20 protein-coding genes and 1 riboswitch are annotated in these 22102 nt (G+C 41.4%); of the genes, 4 read left to right on the top strand and 16 right to left on the bottom strand.

Annotation, left to right across the window (positions count from 1 at the left end; genetic code table 11):
* Positions 1-44: 44 nt before the first annotated feature.
* Genes BMW59_RS17320 through BMW59_RS17310 form a run of 3 tightly spaced genes read right to left on the bottom strand, consistent with a single transcriptional unit; the run spans position 45 to position 2722 of the window.
* The gene (locus BMW59_RS17320; RefSeq protein WP_093054832.1) at positions 45-1280 is read right to left on the bottom strand and encodes a molybdopterin molybdotransferase MoeA; all 1236 of its coding nucleotides are present in this window, start codon (positions 1278-1280) and stop codon (positions 45-47) included.
* Positions 1281-1304: 24 nt separating this feature from the next.
* Positions 1305-1916 carry a molybdenum cofactor guanylyltransferase gene (gene mobA, locus BMW59_RS17315; RefSeq protein ID WP_093054830.1) on the bottom strand — a complete coding sequence of 204 codons (612 nt, stop codon included), beginning with the start codon at positions 1914-1916 and terminating at the stop codon, positions 1305-1307.
* Positions 1917-1930: 14 nt separating this feature from the next.
* Entirely contained in the window at positions 1931-2722 is a 792-nt protein-coding gene (locus BMW59_RS17310) for a formate dehydrogenase accessory protein FdhE (RefSeq protein ID WP_093054828.1), read from the bottom strand.
* Positions 2723-2952: 230 nt separating this feature from the next.
* On the opposite strand from BMW59_RS17310, the gene BMW59_RS17305 reads away from it, so the two are divergent.
* Positions 2953-3837, top strand: a complete 885-nt coding sequence (locus BMW59_RS17305) for a polysaccharide deacetylase family protein (protein WP_093054826.1) — start codon at positions 2953-2955, stop codon at positions 3835-3837.
* A 184-nt stretch (positions 3838-4021) separates the two neighbouring features.
* Here BMW59_RS17305 and BMW59_RS17300 read toward each other — a convergent pair whose 3' ends face one another.
* Both BMW59_RS17300 and BMW59_RS17295 read right to left on the bottom strand, forming a co-directional pair.
* Positions 4022-4459, bottom strand: a complete 438-nt coding sequence (locus BMW59_RS17300; RefSeq protein ID WP_093054824.1) for a universal stress protein — start codon at positions 4457-4459, stop codon at positions 4022-4024.
* 160 nt (positions 4460-4619) lie between these two features.
* Positions 4620-4862, bottom strand: a complete 243-nt coding sequence (locus BMW59_RS17295) for a YuzF family protein (protein ID WP_093054822.1) — start codon at positions 4860-4862, stop codon at positions 4620-4622.
* 235 nt (positions 4863-5097) lie between these two features.
* Here BMW59_RS17295 and BMW59_RS17290 point away from each other — a divergent pair, with 235 nt between their 5' ends.
* Entirely contained in the window at positions 5098-5868 is a 771-nt protein-coding gene (locus tag BMW59_RS17290; protein ID WP_093054820.1) for a hypothetical protein, read from the top strand.
* 54 nt (positions 5869-5922) lie between these two features.
* Here BMW59_RS17290 and BMW59_RS17285 read toward each other — a convergent pair whose 3' ends face one another.
* Both BMW59_RS17285 and BMW59_RS17280 read right to left on the bottom strand, forming a co-directional pair.
* Positions 5923-6594 carry a hypothetical protein gene (locus tag BMW59_RS17285; RefSeq protein WP_143051258.1) on the bottom strand — a complete coding sequence of 224 codons (672 nt, stop codon included), beginning with the start codon at positions 6592-6594 and terminating at the stop codon, positions 5923-5925.
* Between the two features lie 66 nt (positions 6595-6660).
* Positions 6661-8304 carry an O-acetylhomoserine aminocarboxypropyltransferase/cysteine synthase family protein gene (locus tag BMW59_RS17280; RefSeq protein ID WP_093054816.1) on the bottom strand — a complete coding sequence of 548 codons (1644 nt, stop codon included), beginning with the start codon at positions 8302-8304 and terminating at the stop codon, positions 6661-6663.
* A 99-nt stretch (positions 8305-8403) separates the two neighbouring features.
* Positions 8404-8512: riboswitch (SAM riboswitch) on the bottom strand.
* Between the two features lie 264 nt (positions 8513-8776).
* Between BMW59_RS17280 and BMW59_RS17275 the strand changes: the two genes are divergently transcribed.
* Both BMW59_RS17275 and BMW59_RS17270 read left to right on the top strand, forming a co-directional pair.
* Complete coding sequence (locus BMW59_RS17275) at positions 8777-9664, top strand: YitT family protein (RefSeq protein WP_093054814.1); 888 nt, start codon at positions 8777-8779, stop codon at positions 9662-9664.
* Between the two features lie 178 nt (positions 9665-9842).
* A complete protein-coding gene (locus tag BMW59_RS17270) occupies positions 9843-10622 on the top strand; it encodes an HAD family hydrolase (protein ID WP_093054812.1) in 780 nt (259 codons plus the stop codon).
* Positions 10623-10661: 39 nt separating this feature from the next.
* On the opposite strand, the gene BMW59_RS17265 is transcribed toward BMW59_RS17270, so the two are convergent.
* From BMW59_RS17265 to BMW59_RS17225, 9 genes are all read right to left on the bottom strand, one after another.
* A complete protein-coding gene (locus BMW59_RS17265) occupies positions 10662-12524 on the bottom strand; it encodes a PTS fructose transporter subunit IIABC (RefSeq protein WP_093054810.1) in 1863 nt (620 codons plus the stop codon).
* Positions 12525-12539: 15 nt separating this feature from the next.
* Positions 12540-13451: a 1-phosphofructokinase gene (gene pfkB, locus BMW59_RS17260; RefSeq protein WP_093054808.1), complete on the bottom strand. Its 912-nt coding sequence runs from the start codon at positions 13449-13451 to the stop codon at positions 12540-12542.
* Positions 13429-14205, bottom strand: coding sequence for a DeoR/GlpR family DNA-binding transcription regulator (locus BMW59_RS17255; protein ID WP_093054806.1), 777 nt, complete (start codon positions 14203-14205; stop codon positions 13429-13431). The genes pfkB and BMW59_RS17255 overlap by 23 nt, the downstream gene beginning before the upstream one ends.
* A 418-nt stretch (positions 14206-14623) precedes the next feature.
* On the bottom strand, positions 14624-14884 hold the full coding sequence (locus tag BMW59_RS17250; RefSeq protein WP_093054804.1) for a metal-sensitive transcriptional regulator: 261 nt from the start codon (positions 14882-14884) through the stop codon (positions 14624-14626).
* A 215-nt stretch (positions 14885-15099) separates the two neighbouring features.
* Positions 15100-15588, bottom strand: coding sequence for a DsrE/DsrF/DrsH-like family protein (locus BMW59_RS17245; RefSeq protein ID WP_093054802.1), 489 nt, complete (start codon positions 15586-15588; stop codon positions 15100-15102).
* Between the two features lie 217 nt (positions 15589-15805).
* Complete coding sequence (locus BMW59_RS17240; protein WP_093054800.1) at positions 15806-16420, bottom strand: DedA family protein; 615 nt, start codon at positions 16418-16420, stop codon at positions 15806-15808.
* Between the two features lie 145 nt (positions 16421-16565).
* The gene (locus BMW59_RS17235; protein ID WP_093054798.1) at positions 16566-18842 is read right to left on the bottom strand and encodes a glycoside hydrolase family 65 protein; all 2277 of its coding nucleotides are present in this window, start codon (positions 18840-18842) and stop codon (positions 16566-16568) included.
* Between the two features lie 338 nt (positions 18843-19180).
* Positions 19181-20380, bottom strand: a complete 1200-nt coding sequence (locus BMW59_RS17230; RefSeq protein WP_093054796.1) for a PQQ-dependent sugar dehydrogenase — start codon at positions 20378-20380, stop codon at positions 19181-19183.
* Between the two features lie 106 nt (positions 20381-20486).
* Positions 20487-22070: a Mur ligase family protein gene (locus BMW59_RS17225; protein ID WP_245733194.1), complete on the bottom strand. Its 1584-nt coding sequence runs from the start codon at positions 22068-22070 to the stop codon at positions 20487-20489.
* Positions 22071-22102: the final 32 nt, after the last annotated feature.

Raw genomic sequence — 22102 nt, 5'->3', positions numbered from 1 at the left:
ATCAGCTGCTTACAGTAAGTGCTTTCCCTGACAGAATGGCAGGGTTACATAAAGTAATGCACGGTTACCGTTTCCCCTTGTTTTACTCCTTCTTTTGGTGCTTCAATTTCCAGAAGGGCGTCACTGTTTACCAGGGTTTTTATCAACCCGGATTTTCCAAGGACAGGAGTCGCTTTTGGGAAGGGATTCCCTTCTTCAAGAGTAACACGAATAAAGTCTGTACGCCCGGGTGAGGAGGGAATATTTTGTGACACTGAAGCTTTCCCTGTGAGAGGAAAAACTTCTCCTTGGCCAGTTAAGTGCGATATAATTCGTTTTCCAAATAACTGGAATATAATCATCGCAGAGGCAGGGTGACCCGGAAGGCCTACCACTGGTTTTTTTGAAGAAACAGAAAGAATAGTTGGTTTCCCAGGTTTGACAGACACCCCATGTACAAGAATTCCCGGATCTCCATTTCCTAAAGATGCGATCACTTCAGTTGTATAATCTTTTGCTCCGACTGAACTTCCCCCGGATATAAACAGAGCATCGCATTCCTGAAATAAGTGCTCGGCTTTATCTCTGAAGTCAGAATAATTATCATTGGCTATGTCACTGATGTGAACCTCTGCTCCCCACTGTTCTGCCAGTGCAGGAATAGAAACACCATTAACATCTCTGATTTTTCCAGGCGGGAGATCTGTCGTACTGAATGGAACAATCTCATCACCTGAAGATAAGTAGCCTATTATAACTTTTTTGACAACAGCAACGGTATCGATGCCAAGGGATGCAAGAGCTCCCAGTTCCTGCGGCCGCAGCTTTGTCCCTTTTTTAATCAGAACTTCACCCGCCTTAACATCTTCCCCTTTTAAAATGACGTTTTCATTTGTAGCTACTGAGCGGGAGACATTGACGATGTCTTCCACCTGCTCGCAATCTTCAATCATAACGACAGCATTGCAGCCTGTCGGAAGCATGCCGCCGGTAGGAACATACACAGCTTGTCCCTGTTGCACATCATACTCAGAGAGCCGGCCCATCTCCACTTCTCCAATTACGCTGAGAAAGCCCGGCATCATTTCACTAACCCCATATGTATCGTTTGATTTAACTGCAAAACCATCAACAGTTGAACGGGAAAAGGATGGCACATCTTCTCTGGCGTAAACATTTTCAGCCACTATTCGCCCGGATGCTTCTGAAAGTGAAACGACTTCTGTTTTGCTGACAGGCTGTACATACTCTTCAATCAGCTCAATCACTTTATTTACTGGCTGAACTCTGAAAAAATCCATTGGTTCCCCCCTCACACGACTATATTAAAATTGGGCATTCTGTTCCCTGGCCCAACGATAATCTTCAGGCCGGTTCATATTAAAAAAAGCCGTTTTAATTTCCTCATTAGTCATACCGTGTTTTCTTAATTCACTTTCCTCAACTCTCGCCACATTCAGGCCTGCCAGTAAATCGCGGATGCGCCTTTTATTGTTTTCCAGACAGTACCTGACATACGGCAGAGAGGACTGATGATATAAGGCATACAGCGGGTGTTCCCTGTTTTCTGACACCGGTACGACTGCCTGAACCCCAGGCGAACTTTTGGCTGTTTTTACTAATACTTCAACAACCTTAGTGGTAAAAAACGGCAAGTCACACGCAACGAAAAGGTTCCACCCTGAATTTGAATGAGTTAAACCCGCTTCAATTCCGGCAAGAGGTCCTTGTCCTTTTGCTTTATCCTGTACAACTGGTAACTTAAGAAAATGATAGTTATCCGGATCATTCGTTACTAAAAGAAGTTCTTTTGTTACCGGATCCAGCTTTTCTTTCAGCCTGATAATGTTTTCCTTTCCGTCTATCTGCAAGAGTGCTTTATCAGTTCCCATCCGGCTTGATTTGCCGCCTGCAAGCAGAATTCCTGTCAGTTCCATACCCGTTGTCTCCTTTACTGTCCCTCTCCATACCCTTCTTCCTGAGCAACGAAATCCAGATGGATCGTCTCTAAATCAAGCAGGGCAGCTGTTTTTTTCTCAAGGAGCTTTTTCGTTTCCACTAACTTTAAATAGTTATTGCACGTTTCACAAACTTCAAGCTTTGCTGTCTCATCTTCTTTAATAGTAATATAAAACAAATGTTCATGGCGATCATCCCCACAGTGTACACATTGGAGCCGCCTCTGTTTCCATTCTGTCTCACACCTTGGGCAATACAGGAATTTACGGCCTTTATTTTCTATTTTTCCCAGCCGGTGAGGTTCCCCGCAGCACGGGCAGGTACCCATCACTTCAAACTCATTTATAAACGGCCGGCACGCCTGTGCAAGTAAATGCATAAATGGCCTTAATGCCTGTTCAGCGAGAAAATGAGGAAGCCAGGCCGAAAGCTCATTTTTGTCAGCAAAAGTTTGAAAATAGGCCGTGTTATAGGTAACAGATTCTTTTATCCATTTTAAAATATCTTCATCTGTTAAGTTCGCTGTTAACCTTGATAACTCCTCCCTAAGCTCTGGCTGCTGCTCCGAAAGAACGCTTTCAATTTCTTTAATGCTTTCCCTGTATAATTCTCCCGGGACCGGACTTCCTTTTAATTGAGGCAACACTGGAATTTCCCCGTTTAACTCATTTTTAGATAAGTTTAAATTGAGCACAGCCTGAAAACGCTCACGTAAATCATCCTGTTTATTAATAATTGCTTTTTGCAAATTCAAATACTCTTCAGACACCACATTCGGATTCATAAAAATCCCCCTTATTTGATGTGCTTTCCCTTATTATATAGGCGTTAAGGAAAGGCTGTCCACAAGGGACAGCCTTAAGTTTAAGCTCCTTCTGATTTATCTTCCTTACCTGATCGTTTTGAGGCTCTTGCCAAGCTAATTAAAATTGGTACAATTTCATTGTAAGAGGATTATATTAGTAAATCTGTGACTGGTATCACATTTTATGTCAAAAAATGCAGGAGATTCCTATGAAACTATTAAGAGTGTTTATTATACTCGTACTGCTAGCTGCCACAGGTGTGCTGTACGTTATTATCAACAGTTCCGATTATCAAAAAACAGCCCGGTCATCCCCAGTTTATAAGCATTTCCAAAAAGACCTTTCTACTTCGCAAAAATTCCCGGACAACGGCATTAATACAGAAAAGCAAGTCAGGCAGAAATGGGAAGGACACACTGAAGAAGCTGACGAATGGGGAGAAAGGGTGTCAGGAGTTAGAAACAGAATAGAAACTGATGAAAAAGTGGTTGCTCTTACCTTTGATGCCTGTGGAGGGCCGTTTGGAGATGAATATGATGAAGAACTAATCGATTTTTTAAGAGAAGAAAGTATTCCTGCTACACTATTCTTTAATGCCAGGTGGATTACTTCTAATGAACAGGTATTTAAAGATTTGGCTGATGATCCGCTCTTTTCGGTGCAAAACCACGGCACAGAACATCTCCCCTTATCAATTGCCGGGAAGACTGCCTGGGGAATTGAAGGCACGGGATCAGTTGAAGAAGTCATCGATGAAATCATGATTAATCAGTCTCTTATTGAGGAGATGACAGGGGAAAGCCCGGAATTTTTCAGGTCCGGCACGGCTTATTACGATAATATAGCCATAAAAGTTATAGAGGATCTTGGCCTGACAGCCGTTAATTATGATGTTCTCGGAGATGCAGGAGCCACTTATTCAGCTGAACAAGTAAAAGAATCTCTTCTTTCCGCCTCACCTGGCTCTATTCCTTTACTGCACATGAATCAGCCTTCAAGCGGAACAGCTGAAGGTGTAAAAAAAGCTATTCCTGAACTGAAGGCAGCAGGCTATTCATTTGTTCTGCTGGACGGACAGAAATTAACAGAATAAAAAATGAGACTAAGCATAAAGGAATGGCTCGTATGATGCCATTCCTTTATTGTATGGATTGTCTAAGCCTCTCATTTTTAATGACTCTTCTAACCAAGTTAAATAGGATTAAACCAAATGCCAGATTGAGATCTGGATCGGTCGTCCATCCCGCTTACTCACCTTTAAATCAGTCTAAAGGTATTTATTTTATAACAAGGACATCTACAGAAGAATATCTGACAATGTTTTCAGAAGTGCTACCCATAATCATCTGGTCATATGAATCGATTCCATTTGAGCCGCAAATAACTATATCGGCTCCCACCTCATCTATTAGATCATACGTAATCACCGTTTTAGGATTACCTTTTTCAATTCTGAGATGGTAATTGTCAAACCCGTACTCCTCTATTTTTTCCTTCATTTTCAGTTTCATCTCTTTACCATGCTCATCTGCAAGCTCGTCTATTTTACCAGGCTTGTCAGCAAAAATATGGGGAGAGCGAACATCGACGACATAGGCGACAGTCAGTTTTGCATTATTCCGTCTCGCAAGATTGACAGCCTTAAAAAGAGCTTTTTCTGCGTCCACTGAGCCGTCATAAGCTAATAGAACGTGTTTATAATTCTCATCCAGCATCTATCATTTCCTCCTTAATTTAAATTGAACCTGATTCTTCTTCATTATAACGTGACGAGGAGCAGATTTAAGAGGGTAAATGTGAGAAAACATCCAACTTTTCAGCTTTCAGGCAAATAATTAATAACAGCAGAGGCTCGCCTCTGCTGTTAACTTTATATTAAGTAGGCATAATCCAGATAATTTGCTGGATTCGAATAAAAAATGTGGAATCGTCCTGCTGAATCACTACGTGATCTGGTTTCACATCTGCAACTTTCCCTCTGACACTGCCTTGGCACGTCTGGATTACCACATTCGCACCTGTAACCGATTGAAGGGTCTGGACAACAAATGGATCATATAAAACTGAATATTTAACGGTCTCCTCCTGCTGTTGATTACGCTCCTCTTCATAGTACATATGGGACATTCCTCCTTTATTATCTTTAACCGTTCTCATCTTATGCCTAATAATTAAGAGGGTGTCTGTCTTCCTTAAGAAGTTTCAGGAATATTTAACAGTAAAAAGTCCTAAGTGGTACTGGATAACTTTTTGCCTGTGTCTTATTAACCTGTTACTTAGAAGGAAAGTTACGTGGTATAATAAAAACACTTTTAAAAGCAACCTAAATTTTACATATTTATCGAGGTGACTCATGCAAAAAAATAAAGTTATTATACTTATTGCCGGTTCTGTTATTCTCCTGATTTTAAGTACTATTATGTTTATACTTGAACGTGACAATCAGGCGGGAAATACGACAGAGCCTGAGGTAGGAGTGACGAATGAAAATCAATTAGGGGAGGAAGCCGAACCTGGAGATGAAACTGTTACTCCGCAGAATGAGGGCGATCAGAGTAATGAGGCTGCAGGAGATTTAAATGGAGAAGAGGAAGAAGATTTACGTGAAAATGCGCAGGAAGCGATTAGCAAAAGCTCGGTAAACGAAAATGAGACTGATATGTCCGAGCAAACTTTATTTAACCATTCAGTGCTGTACCGGACTTATCAAATGTTTGACGAAGACAGTCTAATTGATGAGGAAGATATTGAACAGGACGCAGAATGGATTTCAGTGGAACTTATGGGCTGGCATGATCATGCTTCCCGGGAATACGGATTTGAATATTCCGACGATGACTTTGTAAATTATGTAGAACAAGAGAATTTTCTCGAAGAAGATACTCATACCATCATTCTTTTAGAAGAATTAGCTGAAACAAATCGAAACCTTTATAAAAGGCAATTGGAAATTCATTTTATTAAACAGTTTATCTGGGAGTCTATTAAAGAAGATGTAGCTTCAGAAGCCGGTGAAGAAACAGATCTTTCCGATGAAAACTACCAGCAATTATTTTATAGTTTTGAACAAGAAGTGATAGAGGAATTAATTGAAAATAACCCTTCTTTATTCGAGGAAAACTAAAACACAGCCTTCAGCGCTTATGCAGCTTCTGAAGGCTGTGTTTTTACAGTTTTTTTATTGGAGAGCTGGTTTATTCCCCGTCTGCTTCTCTTCCGGCTGATAGTTATAAAAGTCTATTTTGGAAATATGGTACGCCTCCTCGTTTACTCTGTCCATGACATAGACATAAGCAGGTTCGGTCATATCCACGTCCATAATATGTAAATAGATTGTTTCAACAGCTCCTGAACCGTTTGTTTCTGTCTTAAAAGGAATAATTTCTTCATCCTGCTGTATAATTTTGACGTCGTGGACAAATCCTTTGTTCTGATAAAACCTGATATGTACGGGGAGAAAAGAATCCGTCAGCTTTCTTCTAATTTCCTCCCCGGCTGGCCGCCGGCCTTCAAGATCAAAAGATTTTCTTGCTTCATTGATCACTGTTAAATAGGGAGTTTCAACATAAGCAAACGCCACTTGACTGCCGTCTGTTGTATCCTCAATCGTTTCCAGGAGAAAGTTTTCTAATAAATCTGTGGAAGAAACAGCTTTCTTAATCGCATCGTTTATTTGGTCATCAGTTAGATAATACACGTAATTTTCATTTTCAAATGTATTTGGTATACTTCCCAGCGATTCTTCAGGTAAAGCAAACGTCAGTCCGGTCACCTGGCTGAGGTAAACAAGAATGCCTGCTATAATGATAATCGTCATTGAAACCATACTGTACAGCATTTTTTTAAACATATACATCCCGTCCTCTTTGACGTTAATTATACAAAAGAACACGGGATGGTGAAATGAGAAAAATCACTATATTGAAATAACCGCTTCCTCTTTGAGTATCTCCTTAACAGCCTCTTCTGTCTGTTTATCAACTGTTAATACAGCAGATGGCTTATTTTTTTCTGCGAGGGTTTTCAATTTAGCGCTGTCCAGTTCAGCTGAAGTGACAAACAGATAGTCTATATTTAAATCCGGCTCAGTTTCTAAATCAGAGGAAACAATACGGTAACCTAACCGTGACCATGGTTTTAAGCACTCATTGTCATCCCCTGCCACCATTATCGCTTTTCTGCGCGGCCCTTCTTCAGCATGTTCAATAGCTGATGCTCTGGCTTCTGACAGAATCTCTTCTCTATTATAGCCCTTCGCTGTTTCCTGCTTGCCGGTTGCCTTTTCAAGAGCCTGCTCTAGGTCGGCATAAATGTCTTCGAGATTTTCCAGTCCGACAGAGAGTCTTACAAGATCATCTGTGACCCCGCTTGTTAGCTGATCCTCCTTGGAAAGCTGTAAATGGGTGGTACTGGCAGGATGAATAATTAAACTTTTAGCATCCCCCACATTTGCCACATGCGACCAGAGTTTAACGTTGCGGATAAGCTCTCTTCCAGCTTCAAGTCCGCCGTTAATTCCGAAGTTGACTACAGCGCCAAACCCATTCTTCAAGTATTTTTTTCCGAGCTGATGAGCAGGGTGTTCTTCAAGGCCCGGGTAACTTACCCAGTCAACTGCCGGGTGAGCCTTCAGCTTTTCAGCTAACGCCATAGCATTTTCCTGATGTTTCTGCATTCTTAAAGAAAGAGTTTCCAGTCCTTGAAGCAGCTGAAAGGCGTTATATGGACTTAAGCACGAACCAAGATCTCTCATTAATTGGACGCGGAGTTTGAGAATAAAGGCGAGATCTCCGAGGTCTCTTGCATAAACGAGACCGTGATAACTATCATCTGGTTTATGGAATTCAGGAAATTTCTCTTCATTCCACTCGAATCTTCCTCCGTCTATAACCACGCCCCCAATGGTTGTCCCGTGCCCTCCAATCCATTTAGTTGCAGAGTGTATTACAATATCAGCTCCGTGTTGAAGCGGTTTGCAGTTTGCAGGGGAACCGAAAGTGTTATCAATAATAAGCGGAATGTGAGCTTCATGCGCTATGTCCGATATCGCTTCGAAATCCAGCACATTTAAGCTGGGATTACCTATAGTCTCGGCAAATACTGCTTTGGTACGGTCATTAATTGCCTTTCGTATTTCCTCTGGTTTAGAAGCATCGGCAAATATTACTTTAATCCCGTATTTTGGCAAAGTGACAGCAAAGAGGTTATAGGTTCCCCCATATAAGTTTGAGGCCGCGACTATTTCATCACCAGGGTGAGCTATATTAAGAATGGTCATTGTAATAGCTGCCATCCCTGAAGAAGTAGCTAAAGCGCCTACCCCATCTTCCAGCACAGCCATTCTTTTTTCAAAAGCGTCCACGGTCGGATTCATAATCCGGCTGTAAATATTACCTGGCTCCTGTAATGAAAACAGTCTTTCAGCATGTTCAGCATCGTCAAAGACATATGAAGTCGTTTGATAGATCGGAACCGCTCTCGCTCCTGTAGCAGGATCAGGTACCTGACCCGCGTGGAGTAATTGTGTGTCTGTCCCTAACTGGTTTGCTTTTTTTGTCATAATTACTGCCTCCTTCAGTTGTTCAACCCATACTGTGTTAATAAAAAAACTCTCTGCTATAGACAGAGAGCTGGTTTTTTATATAAATAAAAAACATCTCTCTCATCTCCCAAAGCACTAACGCTTTGCAGGAATTGGCACCTTACTGCAGAAAACAGCTGGTTGCCGGGCTTCACAGGGCCAGTCCCTCCGCCACTCTGGATAAGAGGTATAAGAAATCAAGGGTGAGGTTGTCAGTACCATCAACTAGTGTAAATACTAGATTGATAATTATTTGAATATTAACACTTTTTAAGATTGACGTCAACGCTTTTATTATTTAGTCAAGAAAAGTTTATTTTTCCAGTTTGAAAACGGTTGCGATATTCTGAATATATAAACTTTCTTATTGCGGCCATTTCCCTGTTGGGTAGGTAATTATGCTGTGTTATACTTCGTCTGACTTAAACATCATTAAAGGAGGTTGAGGGATTTGACTCGACTATTTCAAGGCATTCGTTTACAGCCTATATTAATTATCTTAATTGGAACGTTGATTTTTGGATTCGGCATTATTCATTTTAATTTACAAAACGGTTTAGCTCACGGCGGGTTTACAGGTATTACATTGCTGTTTTATTACTTGTTTACGATCGAGCCCTCCCTTTCCAACCTTTTATTAAATATTCCTTTGTTTTTAATCGGGTATAAATTATTCGGCAGGTTAATGCTCATATACAGTTTAATAGGCACGGTCTCTTTGTCAGCCTCTTTAAGAATTTTTGAACTGTACCCTGTCACAGAACTGCCGCTGCAGGATGATATGATTTTAGTCTCTATTTTTGCAGGGGTATTTGTAGGCGCCGGGCTTGGCATGATTTTCCGTGCAGGGGGCACAACCGGCGGAGCTGATATTCTTGCAAGGCTTGCAAACAAATATTTCGGAATAAGCATTGGCAAGTTTATGTTTTCTTTCGATGCCGTAGTCATTACTATTTCTCTTGTTCATTTATCACTGACCCATGCCATGTATACACTGGTAACTGTATTTGTTGCCGGACGGGTAATTGATTTTATAATTGAAGGAGCAGACGCTGCCAAATCTGCTATGATTATTTCCTCAAAAACGGATGAACTTTCCAAAGCTATTATAGAACGAATGAGCCGCGGCTCTACAGTTTTGACAGGGAAAGGGAGTTTTACCTCTGACGAACGGCGTGTGCTTTATTGTGTGGTTAACCGCAATGAACTGATCCAGCTCAAAAACGTGATTGAAGAAGTAGACCCTTACGCCTTTTTCTCAGTTAACGATGTAAAAGAAGTCTCAGGCGAAGGATTTACATTTGACAACCAGCGGCGCCCGCTAAAGCCTTCCACCTAACCAGATACTGGGGGGTCTGTCCCCCCATATTTTTCCTGAGCCCTTCCGGCTCAGGTTTTTGTTTTTCAAAGATTCCCTGTTTACAGTTTCACATTTTTTCTATAGGCTAGTCATTAATACATAGAGCTTTTAATAAAAGGCCTGCCATTAAAATAAATAATTTATACAGGAGGAAACAATAATGAAGGCTATCTTTTTTGATTTGGATGATACGTTGTTATGGGATGAGAAAAGTGTTAAAAAAGCTTTTGAGGAAACATGCAAATATGCTGCCTCATTTTATGATTTTCATCATGATGATTTAGAGGAAGCAGTAAGGGAAGAAGCGAGAAACTTGTACAGCGGGTATAGAACATATGATTTCACAAAAATGATCGGCATTAACCCGTTTGAAGGGCTTTGGGGAAACTTTGGCGATCCCGGCAAGGAATTTGAGGAGATGAAAAAAATTGTCCCTCAATACAGACAGGACACCTGGACAAATGGTTTAAAAAAGCTGGGAATTGATAACCCGGAATTAGGCAAGGAATTAGCTGAACGGTTTCCTGAAGAACGCAAAAATTATCCATTTCTGTTTGAAGACGCTCTTCCCGTCCTGGACCGCTTAAAAGGCAGTTATTCACTTGTTCTGCTGACTAACGGTTCTCCGGAATTGCAGAACATTAAATTAACTCTAACGCCTGAGCTTTCCCCTTATTTTGACGAAATAATTATTTCAGGTGACCATGGAAGAGGCAAACCGGATGTAAGCATATTCGAACATGCACTTGAAAGAATAAATGCCGCGCGGAGCGAGGTCCTTATGGTCGGAGATAATCTTATGACTGATATCCTGGGAGCTAAAGAAGCAGGCATTAAATCAGTCTGGCTGAACCGGTTTGACAAAAAACCCGAGTACGTGACTCCTGACTATCAAATCTCCAGTTTACACGAGCTGTTTGACCTTTTAGAAAAATAACAAAAAACTGGGGGGACAGACCCCCCAGTTTTTTGTCAGTTATGCCACTTTCTTTTTCCATATTCCCAACAGTGTTGCCGTTACTGCGGCACCTGCCAGAATAGCGACGATATACATCGGCCAGTTGTTGACAAGAAGAATGACGAAAGCTCCTCCGTGAGGCGCTTCAGTAGCGGCTCCAAACAACATGGAGAGACCGCCTGCCACTGCCGAACCGGCAATAATGGATGGAATCACCCGGCCGGGATCCGAGGCAGCGAAAGGTATCGCGCCTTCTGTAATAAAGGATGCCCCCAGCACATAATTGGTTTTCCCTGCGTCTTTTTCCTGCTTTGTAAACTTACTTTTAAAGAATGTTGTTGCTAACGCAATTCCAAGAGGAGGAACCATTCCACCAGCCATAATGGCTGCATGCGGCTCAAGCGTACCAGCATCAATCATAGCAATACCAAATGTAAAAGCCGCCTTGTTAATAGGACCGCCCATATCTACTGCCATCATTGCTCCAAGCAAAATACCGAGCAGTACGATATTGCCGGTTCCGAGCCCGGAGAGCCAGTTAACCAGGCCGGTCTGTATAGCAGCCAGCGGTGTAACAAGAAAGTACATAATGAACCCGGTTGTAAAAATACCAAACAACGGGAGAACTAAAATGGTTTTAATACCATCAAGAGACTGTGGGATGAAAGAAAATAAGTGCCTTAATCCAATAACCAGATAACCTGCCATAAAACCTGCGATAATACCACCAAGGAAACCAGCGTCTCCTGTATGGGCCATTAAACCGCCAACCATACCCGCTGCAAAACCGGGGCGATCAGCAATACTTCTGGCAATAAAGGCTGCCAGCACCGGGACCATTAAGAAGAAAGCATTAGCTCCGCCAATTGTTGACAGGATTTCCCCAAAAGGAGAAATTTCTCCTCCAACCGGGTCTTCAAAGAAGAACGAAAGCGCAATGAGAATACCTCCACCGACCACAAACGGAAGCATATTTGAAACCCCGTTCATAAGATGGCGGTAAAAAGCAGACTTACCTTTCTCTTCCGCAGCCTCTCCTCCGGACGTATTGCTGCCTTCATACAAAGGGATGTCTCCTGCAGCCGCCTGCTCCAGAAGCTCTTTCGGTTTACGAATCCCTGCAGTAACTGGTGCATTAATTAATTTCTTTCCTGAAAAACGATCTTTCTCTACTGCTGTATCTGCCGCAATAATGACCGCATCAGCTCGTTTAATATCTTCTGCTGTAAGTCTGTTTCTGACTCCGTCTGAGCCGTTTGTTTCAACTTTTATATCATATCCGAGTTCTTTAGCCTTATCTTTCAGCCCGTCAGCTGCCATATAGGTGTGCGCAATGCCTGTTGGGCAGCCGGTCACAGCAACGAAATAAGGACGGCGTCCCTCTTCTGTCTCAGAACTGCTTTCGCTCTGCTCGGCATCCATTTTTTCTTTTTCCTTTTTATCAACCGCATTTAATATATCCTGTTCTGAACGCGCTTCCAATAAAGTCTGTCGAAAAGACTCGTCCATAAGAAGCGTCGATAATCTGGAAAGAGCCTGCAAATGCATTTCATTGGCCCCGTCACTTGCAGCAATCATAAAAAACAAGTGACTTTTCTCTCCATCTAACGCTTCGTAATCAATGCCCTCTTTTGAGCGGCCAAAAACAATCGCAGGATCTTTAACTGCTGCACTCTTGGCATGGGGGATAGCAACCCCTTCTCCAATCCCTGTAGAGCTCTGTCCTTCCCGCTCGTGGATTTCTTCAATGAATCTTTTTTTATCACTCAGTTTTCCCGCTGCATCAAGTTTCGCTGCTAATTCTTCAATTACTTCATTTTTTGAAGAAGACGTTAAATCCAGCAAAATGGTCTCTTTTCTCAGTAATTCAGTAATATTCATTTTTCCCACCCTTTCTTAAACTTTTTCAATCAAGACTTCCGGGAGTAATTTTTCTACATCTTCTGCTGAACAAAATCCATTGGAAAATGCCGTAGCACTTCCAGCTGCCACACTGTATTTGAAAGCTTCTTCCAGACTTCCCGACTGCGTCAGAATATGGATGAATCCGGCCACCATTGAATCACCTGCCCCGACTGAATTTATTAATGTTCCTTTAGGGACAGCCGCCTTATAAGATTCATTTTTTGTAACTAACGCCGCCCCTTCGCCACCCATAGAAACAAGAACATGGCGGGCTCCATCTGCCATCGCTTTTCGTGCAAGTTTCACAGCATCATCCAGATTCTTAACGTTTTCTTCATACAACTGTTCCAATTCTGCCTGATTTGGTTTAATCATATATGGAGAGGCTTTCATAGCTGCTTTCAACGGTTCCCCGCTGGTATCAACACATACATAAATGTTCTTTTCATTGAGCCTGTTAATTATCGTGTTATAAAGGTCAGCTGGCAAAGTTGACGGTAAGCTTCCGGATAATATAAGAAGATCTTCGCTTTTAAGCTCATCCAGCTGTATGAGTAATTTTTGAATATGCTCGTTTGATATTTCCTGGGCTTTTCCATTAATTTCTGTTTCTGTGTCTGTTTTCATTTTTACATTAATTCGGGTGTTCCCTTCTGTTTCTATAAAACTGGAAAATACTGATTCTTTCTCTAATTCGTCTTTTATAAATGCTCCTGTAAAACCGCCGATAAATCCCAAAGCTTCTGACCGGGTCCCAAGATTTTTTAATACACGTGAGACGTTGATACCTTTTCCTCCAGGAACCATTTTTTGGGTGGAGGCCCGATTCGTCTTTCCTAAATGAAAGTTTTCAACTTCCATCAGGCAATCAACTGAAGGATTAATTGTCACTGTGTAAATCATTTGTTTTCACCACCTCTACCTTTGCTGCCTGTTCAAGCTTTTTAAAAAAGTCTTCGTCATCCCCTTCTGTTGTTATAAGTCTGGCTTCTTCCAACCCGGCAAATTTCGCAAAGGTGACATCACCAAACTTTGAAGAATCTGCGAGTACGTAAGCCAAATTTGATTGTTTAATTGCTAAATTCTTTATTTGTGCTTCTTCAGGATCCGGGGTAGAATAACCAAAATCCAAGTCAATACCATTCGTTCCGATAAAAGCTTTATCAAAACGGTATTCACTTATTGCCTGTACTGCGCCTTTTCCAATAAAAGCTCTTGTGCCCGACTTAACATATCCGCCAACCACATAAGTCCGGAAATTCTGTTTAAGAGATTCTTCAATAATATTAAGCCCGTTTGTCACAATCACCACATCTTTTGCCTTTATATATGGAATCATCGCCTGAGTTGACGTACCTGCATCGATATAGACACAGTCCCCATTTTGAATTAAACCGGCTGCTGTTTTTCCCATTTGCTTCTTCTCATTTGTGAATTGAGTCTGTTTTTCGGCCATCGACGGCTCTTCCACTTTTCTTTTAATTAAAGATGCGCCGCCGTGTATACGCTTTAATTTTTGTCCGTTTTCAAGAATAGTCAGATCTCTTCGAATGGTTGACTCGGAAGCCCCCGTCGCTTCAACCAGTTCTGCGAGTTTAGCTACTTTCTGTTTTTCAAGCAAATTTAATATTTTCTCATGTCTTTCAAAAGTAAGCATGTGGACCACACCTTTTCTCTTGTTAATTAGATTATACAATCAAATTCAATCAAAATCAATCACAAATAATCACTTTTAACCATTTTCAATCATTTACCAATCAAAATCAATCATAAAAGACCAAAATAAAAAGCTATGTAAAACTTTGGTCTTGATTTCTGCGAATCGCTTACCGGCGGGCGCTTGCCTAAGGGCTTGTCCTCAACTAATACTGGCTCCTTAACCGTCGCCAGCATGGATTTTCGGACTGCGGTTAATCCTTCAGGCGTCGCCGCCTCCCGCTCTTCTCTCGGCTCTTCTTAGAGGCAATTATCTTTATCCTTCACTATCAGGTCACTTTAGCAACAATGAGCTTTAACAAAGCAAAATAAAAAGAAAACCAATTCTGATTGGTTTTCTTTATCAGTCCTTTAGAGGTTTATCTGCTTTTAACGAGCATCTTAATTGCTTCTTCAATAACTTCTTCACGTTCTTCATCATTATCTGCTTCCTTACGAAGACACGTTTCAAGGTTCCTGGCTACTACATAAGCTGTGGCCCGGTCCATAGCTGTCCGGATCGCACTCATTTGAGTAATGATATCCCTGCAATCTTTGCCTTCTTCCATCATTCTCAGGACTCCGCGGACTTGGCCTTCTACCCGCTTAAGCCTGTTTTTCATATCTTTAGAATATTCCATTGAATACACCGCCTTTACTTTAGTCATGCTTTATACTCTAACTATTAAGGAGTTTAGCTTTTACAATCTTCTTATTGTGGTATTAATTTTACTATATATTTAATCATCTATCTATCATTAGCCACTGCTAAACCCCAGTTTTTTTCACAAAAATTTCATCTTTATAAAAATGCCCGGACCTTAACCAGTCCGGACACTTATATACAGGTCTATTATTATATAAATAAGTTGACGTTCGCATCTTCAGCTTCTGCAAGATATGAGGCTACCCCGGCAAATTCTATGCCGTCTATGAGTTCCTCTTTTTTAAGGCCCATAACATCCATTGTCATTGTACAGGCTACCATGTTTACTTCAAGATCCTGGGCTAGTTCAACTAATTCAGGCAAAGTAGATACATTATGCTCTTTCATCATCTTTTTCATAAGATGTGATCCGACTCCGCCATAATTCATTTTTGAAAGTTTAAGGTTTTTAGGCCCTCTAGGCATAAGTTTGGCAAACATTTTTTCGAGGAAATTCTTATCTTTAATATCTATATGTTCCTCTTTCCTTAACACATTCAAACCCCAGAAGGTGAAAAACATGGTTACCTTTTTACCCATTGCAGCAGCACCGGTTGCTATAATAAAACTGGCAATGGCTTTGTCAAGATCCCCGTCAAATACAATCATTGTAGCCTGGTCTTTTTTTTCTTCACTCATTTATAATTCCTCCTTAATTTATATACCCAATATGGTATTATCACTATATTCACAGTGTATACCCTATCCCGTATAATGTCAAGAGGATGATTTATTTTTAATGAAGGGACCGACAAAGAATTATCAAGTGAGTGCAGAGGCCGGCACTAAAAATAAGGCATAACAATCATACCCTCCTTGCTTCCCCCGATTGTCCTGTGCTGAGTCATCCCAGACATTAGTCAGCAGAAGCCTGCCATGAAGACTTATCTTCCTGTTTGCCATTTTTATATTTTTTCCTTCTGTAAAACCGGAAACTGATATATGCGGCCAGGCCAATACCCAGGACTGTATATATTGCCCATTGCACCTGCTGCAGACGGTCAACCATCACTTCAAGATTCCCCAGGTTGCCTAAATAAAACATAATGACTGAAAGCGGATAGAAACCAGCAAACGTGAGACCGGCAAATTTCCATTTGTTCATCCGGCTCAATCCTGCTATATACGTTATATACCCCATGCCTATAAACCGTCCAACCGCTATCATCCATTCACCGTAACGGTCTATCCATTTCTGAGCAAAATGGACTTTATGTTTAGGCAGTTTTTTCCTTACAATGGACTCGTAACGAACGCTTACATAATAGGGAACAAAACTTACCACTACATAAATCAACGACGTAATGATGGAAAATAATAGAATTTGCGTCCAGCTAGGATTTAATATATATCCATAGGCCAATACAAATACAGCTGCCGGGAAAGGAATAGACAGGGCTTCTACAGCTACACCTATCGCTAACCCGATCCACCCCAGCTCTTTTAGTATATTAAATATAAATTCAATCATTTTGACGTTTCCTCCTTGAATATATAAAAGCTTAATTGCTTATTCCCTTATATGTGGTTTACTAACCTGTTCATCTCTTAAATTCGCAGACAAATAAAAGAACGGCTATGCCGTTTTGCGGCATAGCCGTCCAGCGAAGCGGCTGTTAAGAATTCAATTCCACAGGCGCTTCCTTGGATACTGTTACTTTTTCTCCTTTATGACTAATCACAAGTTCTTTTCCTTCGTTTAAAGTATAGACCGTCTTACCTTTATGAAGGCCGACTTGCAGAGTCCTCCCCATATATTGAATAGTAAACTTCAGCTTATCCCATTGTAACGGAAGACGAGGGTTAAATAAGAGGGAATCTTCTTTCACCCTCAGACCTGCAAACCCGTAAACAAGCGCAAGCCATGTCCCTCCCATATTTGCCATGTGCAGGCCGTCCTTCGTATTTTTATGAGTATTATCCAGATCCAGCCTGGCTGTTTCAATAAAGTAATTGTAAGCTTTATCGTCATAGCCCAGCTTTGCTGCCATAATACTGAATACACAATAGGAAAGTGACGAATCGTGAGTGGTCACCTTTTCATAATAATTATAGGAACGCCGAATAGTTTCCAGATCAGCTTCGTCTTCCAACAGGAAATGCGCCAGCACCGTGTCTGCCTGCTTACACACTTGATAACGGTATAGCGTTAATGGATGGTAATGGAGAAGAAGCGGAAATTTCTCCGCTGGCGTTTGTTCCAAGTTCCAGACTTGCTTATTTAAAAAAGTATCATCCTGTGCATGGATTCCTAAGCTTTCATCATAAGGAAGATACATCTTTTCAGCAGCCTGCTCCCATTCACGAATTTCTGCTTCTGAGACATTTAGTTTACCGGCAAGTTTTTCGAACGCCTGTTGATCAGCTTCTTTAATAAGTTCAAGCGATTTAACAGCCCACTTCAGATTATTTTTTGCCATGACGTTTGTATAAAAGTTATTGTTCACAATACACGTGTATTCATCAGGCCCTGTGACATCATCTATAAGGAATTTGCCGTCTTTTTCATGTCCCGTATCGATCCATAACCTTGCCGTTTCAGCCAGAACCTCTGCTCCATAATCACGAAGAAACGACACGTCTTTTGTAACCAGATAATATTGGACAAAACTGTAGGCAATGTCAGCACTTATATGGTACTGGGCAGTCCCTGCCGGAAAGAAACCTGAGCACTCCGACCCTGTAATCGTCCGCCATGGAAATAAGGCTCCTTGCCTGTGTCCGACTTCCATGGCTCGCGATTTAGCGTCGTCCAGGAGAGAAAAGCGGTGCAAAAGCAGTTGTTTAGCTATTTCAGGCTGAGTCATCAGAAAGACTGGAAACATATAAATTTCTGTATCCCAGAAATAATGGCCTTCATACCCCTCTCCGGAGAGTCCTTTTGCTGAGATGTTACTGACGGAATCTTTGCCGGCTGATTGTAGGAGCTGGTACAAATTAAAACGGATCCCCTGCTGCAGGCTGTCATCCCCCTCAATCTCAATATCCGCTTTTGACCAGAAAGCGTTTAAATAGTCCGTTTGCTCTGTTATTAAATCCTCAAAGGTGGATGACTTTAATTCATTTTGGACATGCCATGCAGCATGCTTCAGATCTTCTCCATGCCGGTAAGTATCCGTAAAAATATTAAACCTCGTAAAACTCACAGAGGATGCCGGTGTGAAACGGAAGATTTCTTCTATGGAAGATCCGTTTTCAACCACATTGTAATTATAATCTCCGGAATTTATAACCGAGTTGGAGGCACAGCAGACTCTAAGTTTCGTTTCGTAAGTTTCATTTAACACGGTTGGCCCTGTTTCTCCTGCCTCTGCTTCTACTACGCGCAGCCTTTTGGCATGCCCTGATGCTACGCGGGGATCTGAAGGATCAACGAAATTTGAAATATCTCCGTTAACAGCCGAAGTAATAACTATTTCATTTGTTTCGGATACAGCCTCTATAGTGACTTTCTGTGCAAATAATTCTTTTCGGGAAAAGGAAACGAGCCTTTGAAAACGGAATTTCACTTCTTTTCCAGAAGGCGATTTCCAATGTATTTCCCGTTCAGAATAGCCTTTATTCAGATGGAGAGTGCGGGTATAAGAAAGAATATCCCCTTCAAACATGGTGAACCTTTCGCCATCAACATATATGTATATGGTTTGACTATCAATGATATTGACCAGTTTTTGCTGCGTGTCCGGAAAGCCATGCAATTTTTCCCCGTATTCCATTGCTGTTTCATCATGATAAGCATTAATATAAGTCCCTCTTATAGAAGTCATGTCTTCAGTGTAACCTTCTTCAAAGTTTCCCCGAACGCCTAAATAGCCGTTCCCCAGAGCAAACAGACTTTCATTCACAAGAAGCTGTTCCTGATTCATATGGTTATCTTGAATTTTCCAGCTCATGAGCCCACTCCCTTTAATAAATCTACTCTTAAATGCCTAAAACATAAAAAAACGCTTATGAAAACCTTTTCATATTTAAAGTTTATCAAAAGTTTAATTATTTATCTACGAAATTCTATTTTTTGCTTTAATACTTATAATTCCTGATTTTTTCAAAATTTAACTCTATTTCCTTACGTAATGAATCGGTGTAAAAAAGAGCTGTTTATGATATCGTTTTCATATTATTGTAAAACAAGATAGAGCGGCATTGGGCAGCGCCTGCCCAGTTCCACTCCTCTATAGGACCGTTTGTAAGTATGGCCAGCTTTTCTTACATATGTTTTGGCCCTGTCCTTTTAATCTGTAATCAGAGTCAGCTTCAGTAAACGGTCATCATTTTCCTCTGGTAAACCTCTTCCGTCCGTATTGTTTGTTATTAAGTAAATAGCTCCATCTTTATATTTCACGTCTCGAAGACGTCCTTCTCCTTCAAATACTTTAGTCATTTCCTGATTATCTTCATCAAAATAATAAAGGCTTTCTCCTCTCAAACCTGTCACAAGCAGGTCATTCCCCCGGAAAGTGACGCCTGACGGGGCCCATGTATCTTCTCCAGAGTGAATCAGCGGCTCTTCCATTCCTTCATTTGATTCCCCCCCCTCTATGACCGGCCATCCGTAATTATTGCCCGGCTCAATTAAGTTAATTTCATCATGGCCTACCGGACCATGCTCGGAGCTGTAAAATGCTTCATTTTCATCCCAGGCCAGCCCCTGAGGGTTTCGGTGACCGTAGCTGAAAACGTATGAATCTTCAAAAGGGTTATCTTCCGGAATATCCCCCTCTGCAGTCATTCTTAATATACTCCCTGCCAAATTGTCTTCATCCTGTGATAAATCAGGATCATCTGCATCGCCGGTTGTCGCGTAGAGCATGCCGTCCGGTCCAATAGCAAGACGGCCGCCATTATGGATTTGAGCCCCCGGAATATCGTCTATAAAAATATCTGTTTCTGCCCACCCATCATCATTCTCCTTTTTAACTTTAGCTACCCGGTTCATAAGGGAGCCATTTTCTCCTTCAAATGTATAATAAACATACGCTTCTCCGGAGTCGGCGAAATCGTCAGCAAGCTTGAATCCTAATAATCCGCCTTCCCCTTCATGCGCTACAGGAGAAGAGGTCTGTAAATCTGTTTGTTCGGTTTCCCCATTTTCTATTTCCAGAATCCGGCCATGCCTGTCAGTCATGTATACAGTTTCTTCATGGATATTTAAAGACCAGGGAATTTCAAGATTTTCAGCCAGGACTTCAACATCCCAGTCCTCAGTTGTTACATCATTCATATGTATACCCTCTTCTGCTGTTCCAGACTCGTTTTCCTCCATAGGATCTTCCGGACTGTTATCAGCTCCCTCCTGTTCATTATGCTCCTGGGTGCCAGATTCATTTTCCTGCATCGTATTATCCGTTTGGCATCCCGCCAAAAAAACTGCCCCCATTATAACTGAAGTAAAACAGCCCATCCGGCGTGCAGCAGCTGTGTTAAAAACCATAAAAAAACCTCCTTTAAAAGGAACTATACCCAAATAAAGGAGGGGTTAATAAAGCATTTATAAAAAGTAAATTCTCTGTTTTAAGAAAGCAGCTCAAGCTAATGATTCAGTCAGTCTCCGGGTGGTCATTCTCCAGCAGCACAATCGAGTCAGCCGGAGCCATTTTATACATGTGCTGCATTGCATCCTGGAGGTTTTCAGCCACATACAGTTTTTGATCCGGATAACCGGCCTCTTTCAAACCATCCTGTAACGGCTCTGTCTGTTTTTTACCGACTAAAATAATATAATCACATTTGTCCGCTGAATAGCCCGCCCATTCTTTATTAATCTCATAGGCGTTTCCTCCTGTTTCAATGATTCCAGGAGTAATAAGTATACGGTAACCGGCCATATGTCCAAGTACATCAATGGCTGCCTTGGAACCGACGGGATTTGAATTATAACTGTCATCTATCATAGTGATGTTGCCTGAGGAACGTTTTAACTCCAGGTTGTGCGGAACAGCAGCCATTTTCTTCACAGCCCCCGCCATCTGTTTAAGAGACAATCCCATTTCAAGCCCGACTGCTGCCGCGGCAAGTATGTTATAAATATGATGCCTGCCAAGAAGTTTTGTAATGAATGTTTCTTTTTTTCCATCAGCTGTCGTGACCGTAAAAGACATGCCTTTACCACTAAATTTGATATTAGACGCTCTAAGATCAGCATCCTCTCTGTCTATCCCGTAATATATTTTCCTGCAAGGATTTTGAGGTTCCCACGACATTATATTCTCATCATCTATATTTAAAAAAGCCGCGCCCTCCTGCTCAGGAAGTGTTTCCACTATCTCATACTTTGTTTTTTTCATGTTTTCAAGTGTGTCAGGAATCTGTGCATAAATATCTGTCAAAATACCGTACTTGTGAGTCACCAGGTCACAAATCTCCCTGATTTCTCCTTCTTGCTCTGCACTCATCTCAGCAATAAAAATGTCATGGTAAGATTTTAACTGTTCATTAATTGTCCGGGCAATTCCGAATTTAGAAGTATGGTTTTCAGGAGTCATTAAAACGTTATATTTTGATGATAATACCGTTTGAACAAAGTGTTTTACGTTTGCTCCGGCAACGGTTCCTGTTATTCCGATTACTGTCAGGCCGGGTGAGGCTTTCAGAAGCCTTTTGGCATCGTTAATAAACCTCCGGCTGATTCTTGCCTCAATCGGGCGGTTAATCGTATTCGCAAGAAGGACAATATAATAAGGGAAGACAGCCGCTAAAACGAGAATAAACAGGGCCGCAAAAATACTGAAAAACCCTGCAACACTTATAGAAACAGACGCCGTCAGCCCGTAAATAATATAAGTCGCCCCCAGTAGACGCTGAACCCGCGGGGTATAGACCAAACTCTTCTTTTCTTCTGGTTTGTTGCTTAGATTATTAAAAAATAATAGTACAAATACCGCAATAGCAGCTCCTAAACTAACTGTTACTGAATCAGTGATAACATGTAAAACAAGGGGGAGCGCATAAAGGACTTCAAGCCTCAAAAACACTTTTGTGCGATGACTGCCCATCCACTTAATATACCGCTCGTTCCTGTAGGAATTCACCTGAAGCATATGTACACTTCCCTTTGTTTTAATCGTAACCGGTAAAATCCAGGCGATAAGTGTAAATATGAATAATACCATTGTAACTATCATAGCCGTGAACTCCTTCCTTATTTTAAAAATAC

The sequence above is a fragment of the Salipaludibacillus aurantiacus genome, from assembly GCF_900111295.1.
GTDB classification, from domain to species: domain Bacteria; phylum Bacillota; class Bacilli; order Bacillales; family Salisediminibacteriaceae; genus Salipaludibacillus; species Salipaludibacillus aurantiacus.
The sequence above is the reverse complement of the archived record's forward strand: the minus strand, read 5'-3'. Positions and strand labels throughout refer to the sequence as shown.